Annotated in this window: 7 protein-coding genes; 6 read left to right on the top strand and 1 reads right to left on the bottom strand. The window is 37.4% G+C overall.

The window, feature by feature from the left end:
* The 3 genes from ACQKMV_RS22745 to ACQKMV_RS22735 all read left to right on the top strand — a co-directional run.
* Nucleotides 1-194: hypothetical protein (locus ACQKMV_RS22745; RefSeq protein WP_427506665.1), on the top strand; the 194-nt coding region annotated here is incomplete at its 5' end.
* A gap of 299 nt (nt 195-493) precedes the next feature.
* Nucleotides 494-1,609 (top strand): amidohydrolase, encoded by a 1,116-nt coding sequence (locus tag ACQKMV_RS22740; RefSeq protein WP_427506663.1) that lies wholly within the window; start codon nt 494-496, stop codon nt 1,607-1,609.
* 592 nt (nt 1,610-2,201) lie between these two features.
* Nucleotides 2,202-3,698: an amino acid permease gene (locus ACQKMV_RS22735; protein ID WP_427506662.1), complete on the top strand. Its 1,497-nt coding sequence runs from the start codon at nt 2,202-2,204 to the stop codon at nt 3,696-3,698.
* A 108-nt stretch (nt 3,699-3,806) separates the two neighbouring features.
* Here ACQKMV_RS22735 and ACQKMV_RS22730 read toward each other — a convergent pair whose 3' ends face one another.
* On the bottom strand, nt 3,807-5,048 hold the full coding sequence (locus tag ACQKMV_RS22730) for a hypothetical protein (RefSeq protein ID WP_427506660.1): 1,242 nt from the start codon (nt 5,046-5,048) through the stop codon (nt 3,807-3,809).
* A gap of 278 nt (nt 5,049-5,326) precedes the next feature.
* Here ACQKMV_RS22730 and ACQKMV_RS22725 point away from each other — a divergent pair, with 278 nt between their 5' ends.
* From ACQKMV_RS22725 to ACQKMV_RS22715, 3 genes are all read left to right on the top strand, one after another.
* Nucleotides 5,327-6,439, top strand: a complete 1,113-nt coding sequence (locus ACQKMV_RS22725; RefSeq protein WP_427506659.1) for a mandelate racemase/muconate lactonizing enzyme family protein — start codon at nt 5,327-5,329, stop codon at nt 6,437-6,439.
* A gap of 12 nt (nt 6,440-6,451) precedes the next feature.
* Nucleotides 6,452-7,132 carry a GNAT family N-acetyltransferase gene (locus ACQKMV_RS22720; protein WP_427506657.1) on the top strand — a complete coding sequence of 227 codons (681 nt, stop codon included), beginning with the start codon at nt 6,452-6,454 and terminating at the stop codon, nt 7,130-7,132.
* A gap of 449 nt (nt 7,133-7,581) precedes the next feature.
* On the top strand, nt 7,582-8,715 hold the full coding sequence (locus ACQKMV_RS22715) for a PepSY-associated TM helix domain-containing protein (protein ID WP_427506669.1): 1,134 nt from the start codon (nt 7,582-7,584) through the stop codon (nt 8,713-8,715).
* The last annotated feature ends 232 nt before the right edge of the window (nt 8,716-8,947 follow it).

Below are 8,947 nucleotides of genomic sequence, written 5' to 3'. Positions count from 1 at the left end.
TTTGTTCATCGGAAATCACAAACTGCACCTCTTTTATTAGAATTTTAAAGTCCAATAATTCGGGTGCAGTTCATAGCGTCACAGATGAGACCCTGCAAGCGGGTAGGGGAACGGAGGCTAAAAGCATTACGTCCTGTGCTGACCAATATTCTGTGGCTGTCGCTTCGCTTTCACCTAGCCGAAATGAAAATTAACCCTGCGCTTTTGTGATAAGCCATACAAGAGTTGTTTGAATAAATTAGCTCATCACCGGAAATTTGAGATGACATTTTGTAAAAACATATGCTATGTATTTAGGTTGATTGGAGTGAAGACTGGGCGACTCCTTGGGGATCAGCGTCACAGATGAAACCCTGCACGGCTTATCGGACGCCCCCAGGAAAGCGCCCGGTCGGAACGGAAATCAACCCACACGTTATGGTCATTGTCCTCTTTTTTTTATGAAATAGTTTCCTGTATAATGGGAAACAAAAATGCGTATAGAGGTGTAGTTATGTCAAATGCTGTAATCTTAGAAGAAACAATTTACCAATGGTTTGATCATTTTCATAAATACCCAGAGGTAAGCTGGAAGGAGTTTGAAACTACTAAAAAGATTGCGTCGATTTTAGATGAATTAAATGTATCCTATCGTTTGTTAGGGGACGTTCCGGGATTAATTGCTGAAATTGGTACAGGTGATGAGATTGTTGCTATACGTGCAGATATAGATGCTTTGTGGCAAGAAGTGGATGGGAAGTGGCAAGCTAACCATTCATGTGGGCATGATGCAAATATAACGATGGTTCTTGGGGCTTTATTACTGCTGAAAGATCGACCATTGCAACATCGTGTTCGATTTATTTTCCAACCTGCTGAAGAACTTGGAAATGGAGCTTGTGCAGCCTTTGAGCGCGGGGCTGTTGATGGTGTATCACATTTATTTGGTGTTCATTTAAGACCAATTGAAGAGCTACCGCTTGGCAAGGTATCACCTGCTATCCATCATGGTGCGGCTTATTTTTTAGAAGGAACAATACGAGGTACTGATGCTCATGGAGCTAGACCTCATCAAGGGCAAAATGCAATCGATGTTATTATGGCCGTACAACAAATGCTCCATAGCATACATTTATCACCTTTCGAGCCTCATTCTGCAAAGTTAACGAAGATTGTTGCAGATGGTGGTAGTACAAATATTATTCCAGGTACTGCGAGCTTCTCTATGGATATTCGAGCTCACCGTAATAACCAACTAGAGTTACTTCGTAGTCGTATTGAGTTTGGCTTAACATCAATCCAACAGCAGTTTGAGATTGATATGGACTGGAAATGGATAGATTTCACACCTGGTGCTGAAGTTTCTTCAGTTGCTGCACGTATGGCTAAAAACGCGATAATTGAAACACTTGGGGAAGAGCATCTAGCCGAGGAAATTACAACACCTGGCAGTGATGATTTCCATTTTTACACAGTTAAAAAACCTGAATTAAAAGCAACGATGGTTGGTATTGGTGCTAATTTAACTCCGGGACTACATCATCCGAAAATGACTTTTGAACGAAGTGCATTAATTGATGCTGCAAAAGTACTTGCTTGTGTGTTAGAAAAAAAACCTGAATACGAATAACGATAGCGAGAGGGAGCTATATCAAAAGTGCAAAATTCTTTTGATATAGTTCCTTTTTATTTTATTTTTGTCGAAATGTATGAATATTTTGCATTGTCCCTAATAGCTATTTGGAAGCGTTTTTATGCGCAAAAATAGTCGAAATCGCTCGAGAAGCATAAAATTTTTGCGTTGACTTTTAATTTTTCGAATATTATGCTAAAAAACATATAAAAATATTTGCGTCTTAGAAAAGTTGAAAAGGGGATAGGTGCAAAAAAGGGGATGGAACTGTAAATAGGAATCTATGCTAGTTGGGAACTTCTAAAATTTGTGATTATATCTATTGTTTTAGTAGGATTAACTATCAGAGCATGGATCGATAATAGAGTCGTAGCAATAATGATTTATTAAGGCTTAAAATTAATTTCTCCAGCATGGTTCTTAGTAACAATTATGCTGTTATCGCAAGGGTTTATTAAAAAGAGATTTTGGCATTATTATTTTAACAAGAACATTTAATTTTGATATATAACAACAGCTAGGTAAAGAAAAACTAGATTTAGTTTTCTTGAAATTGGCAACATTAAGTGTTTTTAGAAAGGATAAAAAAATGGTCTTAAAAAAAGAAAATAGTATATCTCATGAAGATTCGCCCATTATTATACTAGGAGAAGAAAATTTAAAAAAGGGTTTAAAAGCTCGACATTTAACAATGATATCGATTGGTGGAGCAATTGGTACAGGGTTGTTCCTTAGTAGCGGTGCAGCAATCAGTACCGCAGGTCCAGGCGGTGCATTACTAGCATATACTTTAGTTGGAGCTATGATTTTCTTTGTGATGACAAGTTTAGGAGAACTAGCAGCATTTATGCCTACAAGTGGTGCATTTAGTACTTATGGTACAAAATTTGTTGATCCAGCTTTTGGATTTGCAATTGGTTGGACCTACTGGTTTAATTGGGCAATGACGATTGCAGCTGAGTTATCCGCTTCTACAATGATTATGAAATTTTGGTTTCCAGACAGCTCATCTATATTATGGAGCGGTTCATTTTTAGCTATTATTTTCCTATTAAATTTTCTATCTGTTAAAGGATATGGTGAAGGAGAATATTGGCTGTCATTAGTTAAAGTAAGTGCAATTGTAATTTTTATTATAGTCGGCTTACTAATGATTTTCGGTATAATGGGTGGGGAAGCAATAGGATTCAAAAATTTCACTGTAGATGATGCACCTTTTTCAGGTGGAACTTTAGGTGTTTTTATTGTCTTTATTGCAGCAGGGTTTTCATTCCAAGGTACAGAAATTGTTGGGGTAGCTGCTGGAGAAAGCGAGAATCCAGCGAAAAATGTACCTACAGCTATTAAAAGTGTTTTTTGGAGAATTCTTCTTTTCTATATATTTGCAATTTTAATTATTGGGCTTATCATACCGTATACAAATCCAAATTTACAAAGTGAAAATGTAATGGTCAGTCCATTTACCATGGTATTTGAAAAAGCTGGATTTGCATTTGCTGCTTCATTAATGAATGCTGTTATTTTATCAGCAGTTTTATCAGCAGGGAATTCAAGTTTGTATGCTTCAACACGTATGCTATACTCTATGGCTAAAGAAGGTCAGGCTCCAAGAATTTTTGGAAAGTTGAATAAACGTGGTGTTCCTGTTGCGGGTATGATATTAACATGTGCAGTCGGTATGCTTGCTTTTTTAGCTTCCTTTTTCGGGGATGGGGTAGTTTATATGTGGTTAATGAATGCAATAGGTATAACAGGGTTCATTTTCTGGTTAGGGATCTCTGTCAGTCACTATCGTTTCCGTAAAGCTTTCATTGCACAAGGGTATTCGTTGGACGATTTGCCTTATAGGGCAAAATGGTTTCCGATTGGACCGATTTTTGCAATAGCATGTGGACTAATTGTAATTATTGCACAAAATTTCCAAGCGTTTATGGCTGAAGAAATAGATTGGGGTAGTGTTGTAGCAGCGTATTTAGGAATTCCATTCTTCCTTAGTTTATGGTTTGGCTATAAAATCATTAAAAAAACAAAAGTTGTTAACCTTAAGGATGTTAATTTTGAATTTGAAAATAATAATTCGAAATAATATCTAATATATAATAGAAAAAATATGGCGAAAGTGGACTAATCTAAATGATCCCATCTACCAGCTAATCGAATTCTCGCAGATACCAAAAGTATCTGCGAGAATTTTTTAATAGATAGCAAAGTTCAATTCATAGATTGTGCGTGGACGACCTTGCTGATGGGTCATTTCTTCACCTACAACTTTAGCATAACCGTTATCCACTAATTTTTTAATAATGCGCTCTGTTGTGCGGCGTGTAACCTGTAAATACTCCGTAAGATTATGGGATGTAAATTGCGCTGATTGTCGCTCCCTGCTAAAATGAATGATCTTGGAAATATTTAATGGACTTAAGCTTGTTTGCTTTGCCATTTGTAAAACGTAGGGATCATCTGTTTTTAAAGCTAGTCTTACTTCCGATTTTGGAAATGGACCTAGCAAATTTTTATGTTCATCTAGAATATAAATTTCACAAGGCTTAGCAAACGTTAATGCGTTCTTTGCATTTTGGCAAGCCTCAAAAATCGAGTGACCATAACCAAATGCTAGCTTAAATGGCTTTTCAATTTGCTGCATTAAATTTTGCAAATTCTCTTTTTCGAGGGCTTTTTGCAAGTGCCCGGCTGTCGTAAAGAGCTCAAAAGAGTATGGTGTAACTTGTTTATAAGTTGAATGTGTAGCTGTAGTGATCTTCGTTAAAATGTAGTTGTCTAAAGGATTGTTCTCGGGAATCTCTAATAGTCCAACGACAGCTTTAAAAGATTCAGACTTAGTTAGAAGTGATTGTGATTTTGTTTCTTCTAAGCATTGAATAATTGAATTCGTTGCATCTAACATACGCATTGCAGGTATTTGAAGAGCCTGTAATTCATCAAACACACTATGAATACTCGTTATGACAAAGTCGATGCTTTTGGCATTCCATAAAGCTACATGCTGTTGCAATATAGATTGAGTAGACTTGGTAATAGAAATAGGCTGAATAAATGGTTTTGTACCGGAATACTCTATTTCTGTTAGAACGTTTTCCACAAAAACTGGATTCATAACATCGATAGAAACTCTATTTAAAGGTATTCCTTGATTGGCTATCAGGGACAGTAAAGTTGTAGAAATGGCCGTCTCATCTTGTTTTATATAATTCCAAGGTATTGGCAGTTCTGACAGTACAGATTGGGCATGTAAATAGGGTAGCGTTCCTCCGAATAAGAGTGCATCACATGGCTTCATTTCCTTTAACAAAACGGGCGCCTCTGTAGGTTGATTGTAAAGATAAAAATCTATTTGAATATTCTTTATGTTTTGTGCGATACTATTTATACGCTTCATAAATGCTTTAGAGCAGATAACCGCTATTTTAGTAGACATGGGCAACGTTCCCTTTCTTTATTTTTTAATTTATTTCAGCAGATGTCCAAACATCTGCTGAAATAAATTAAAGCCTCCGGCGGATGTCACGGAATCGGAAAAGAGTTCACATAGGATGTTAGCCTAAAATCATCGCATCCATGCGATAACGGCTAACTGACCTGCGTCACGCAGGCCTAAGCACAAAGCCAATTCCAGACGCAATTATGCCGAGGCATAATTGATTAACATTTAGCGACTTATTAGCGACAACTAAATTATACAGGAGAGTGATAAAAATGAAAATCCAACAAGTAGAAATTTTTGCAATTCATTTACCACTTATTGATCCATTTATCATCAGTTATGCTACATATGATACGATGCCTTCTATTATTTTGAAGGTTACGACAGATACAGGTATTGTAGGCTACGGTGAAGCAGTACCAGATGAGCACGTAACAGGGGAGACGTGGGAGAGTACATATGCTGTATTAAAGAATCAGCTTGCTCCTGCAATCATTGGAGAAAATCCAATGGCCTTTGAAAAGCTTCATGATAAATTGAACAAAGTCGTGAAGGATGTGCCAGCAGCGAAAGCAGCGATTGACATTGCTTGTTTCGATATTGCAGGGAAAGCGTTACAAGTTCCTGTGTACCAACTATTAGGTGGACGTTATCATGAGAAATTCCCGATTACGCATGTGCTGAGCATTGGAACACCTGAGGCGATGGCAGAAGAGGCAGCTAACCGTGTAGAGATGGGCTATCGATCATTTAAAATGAAGGTAGGAACAGAGGTAGCTCGTGATGTTGCTCGTATTAAAGCTGTGCGTGAACGTGTTGGTGAAGACATTGCAATTCGTGTAGATGTAAACCAAGGGTGGGGCAATGCGTCAACTACATTACAAGGTTTACGTGCATTAAAGGATCTAAATATCGATTGGTTAGAGCAGCCAGTAGATAGTGAAGATATTGATGGCATGGTAGAAGTGAAGTCAAAATCAGACGTATCATTAATGATTGATGAAGGACTTCGCGGTGTACGTGAAATGCGTGAAATTATTGCAAAGCGTGCTGCGGATAAAGTCAATATTAAATTAATGAAATGCGGTGGGATTTATCCTGCTATGAAACTGGCAGTTATGGCTGAAATGGCAGGCATTGAATGTCAAATCGGTTCAATGGTAGAATCATCAGTTGGTTCAGCAGCTGGCTTCCATGTAGCATTCTCTAAAAAAATAATGACAAGTGTAGAATTAACAGGTCCATTAAAATTCTCTAAGGATGTCGGAAACTTACACTATGATGTGCCATTTATCCGTTTAAATGAAAAACCAGGATTAGGTGTAGACGTAGACGAAGAGATCCTAAAAGAATTATGTAAGTTCTCAACAATTGTAACAGCCTAAGGAGGCGGCGAGATGGAAAAAGTTTATGAAGGCATGCTTGGTGAAACGCCGTTTTTTGTTACAACATTAAACCTTCAGCATTTGCAAGAAATTGAGAAATTACAGCTTCAGGTCTATGAAACATTAGCAGACCCAAGTATATTACAACCATTAAGTACTGAGGAATTTGACTATATTTTAAGAGGCAATGGCATGATGATAGGAGCTTACGTAGGGGATAAGTTAATTGCCTTTCGCGCACTATTAAACCCACCTGTTGATGACGAGCACCTTGGCTACGATTGTGGGATTGCCGAGGATGAATTTCATAAAGTTTTATATCAAGAAATATCGAATGTCTCACCAGCATATCGTGGCTATGGATTACAAAAAACATTAGCTCAAGTTGTCATGGGCCATATCGATTTAGAAAAATATGATTATGTATGCTCAACGGTCAAGCCATATAATATCCCTAGCTTAAAAGATAAATTTTCTCAAGGACTAGTCGTAAAGGGATTAAAGATTAAGTATGTCGATAAGCTACGATATGTTTTTTATAAAGACTTGCGACAAGAGATCCCAGCCTTTACAGAGAAGAAGACGATATCAATGAATGATACAGTAGGTCAGCAACAGCTTTTAAAGCAGGGCTATAAAGGTACTTCTATGTATGAAGATCAAGATGATTGGTTCGTCGTTTATGAAAAATAAATAATAGTAAAAAGCCTTACCGTTCACTTATTGTGAGGGTAAGGCTTTTGTGTTGTTGTCAAAAATAAGATGTCTATTATGGAAAATAAGGCTCCTCGGCAAAGCGAATGGTTGATTTCCGTTACGGCTGGGCGATTTTATCGCTGACGCTTCGCTTTCGCGCAGAGCAAAGCTTCCTGGGGGGGCCAATGAGCCGCTCGCTTCACTACTAACTGCCTGTAGTTAGAGTGTTAATAGATTCAAGTTCAAACATTGGCACTTTACCCTTTGTAGTTATTATCCCAAATGAAATGATTTACTACTACTAATTTACTAATTGGTTATTTGAATATTTATAACTAAATGATGATAAATAAAAAGAATTTTCATTAATTTTATTGACAATGATAATCATTCTCGATATAGTGTTGACTGCATTCAAAATTTCATACTAATTTTAGAAAGAAGGCATTTCTATTAAAACGCGTAGAATCATTTCAAAAATTCATTTATGGCTTAGTATGCTAGCAGGAGTTTTTATAGTACTGATTGGTTTAACAGGAAGTTTACTAGTCTTTGAACCTGAACTAAACAACTTGCTGCATCCTAATTTGTATAAAGTAACAGAAGGAAAAAAAGTTACATACCAGCATGCCTTGGAAGTTGTATCAGAAGCACATCCAAATGGTCAAATTGACCGTGTATACACGCCAAGTGAACCTAAAGCTAGAGGAGTTTATCTATTCCGGCTTAAAGAAGGCGAAGAACAAATAAAGGTATTCGTTGATCCAGGAACAGGAAACATAAACGGAACATTAGGAGATCAAGCATTATTTAGTTTAATAGCGGAGTTTCACGAAAAGCTGCTATTAAAAGATTTCAATGGTGAGCAAATCATCGGTGTGATTGGATTTATTTTCTTTTTCATTACATTATCAGGATTATATTTATGGTGGCCGGGCATTAAAAAATGGACACGTGGGTTTATTTTAAGACGTAATGCCAATCCTTATGTGCGGAAATATGATCTACATAAAGTCATTGGTGGAGTTTCCATTCCGTTCTTATTGGTTGTTTCATTAACAGGAGCACTTTTTGCATATGATGAAATGATTTTTGGTTGGTTTGGTGCAAAAGCAAAGGTGATGCCTCCAGAAGAGCAGCTTATCTCAAAAGCCCTTCCCAGTGGTAAGCTTCCACTTGATGAATTGTTCAGTATAGCTGAAAAAGAAGTACCTCAGGGAACACTTATGCAAGTTAGAATGCCCAAAAAAGTGGAAAGTGGAAACCCAGAAGGCGCAGTTGAATTTCGTATCAGCAATTCATATGATCCGGGCAATGGAAATGTAAAAGTATGGTTAGATCAGTATAGCGGAAAAGTAGTGGGCAAGCTAGATCCACATGTAAGTAGTGGGCTTATGTACCAAACATGGCACCTACCATTACATACCGGTAGTTTTGGTGGTTTATTTACTAAAATTTTATATGCTATCGGTGGTCTTACTCCATCTATACTGATGTTCACTGGTGTCTATATGTGGTGGTATAAGAAAAAGAACAAGAACAAACGGAAACAGAAAATCGACTCGAGAGCTGTAGTATAAACGTCCGATGAGCAGCTTCACTCACGGCGCTCGCTCCATGGTCCCATCTGTGAAGCCCCCAAGGAGTCGCCAGTCTCCACTCAACCATTGCATTTAGTATGTACCTTCTGGCATATCACTCTAATATACAGTGATAAAACAAAGTTTTCAGGAACGGATATATGTTAAAGCGAAGCGACAGTAACAATTGTTTTAACTGTGCGAAAGCGAAGTGGCAGCAACAATTGTTTTA

Source organism: Lysinibacillus sp. NPDC094403 (assembly GCF_050278745.1).
Lineage (GTDB): Bacteria > Bacillota > Bacilli > Bacillales_A > Planococcaceae > Lysinibacillus.
This window is presented reverse-complemented; position numbering and strand designations above follow the sequence as displayed.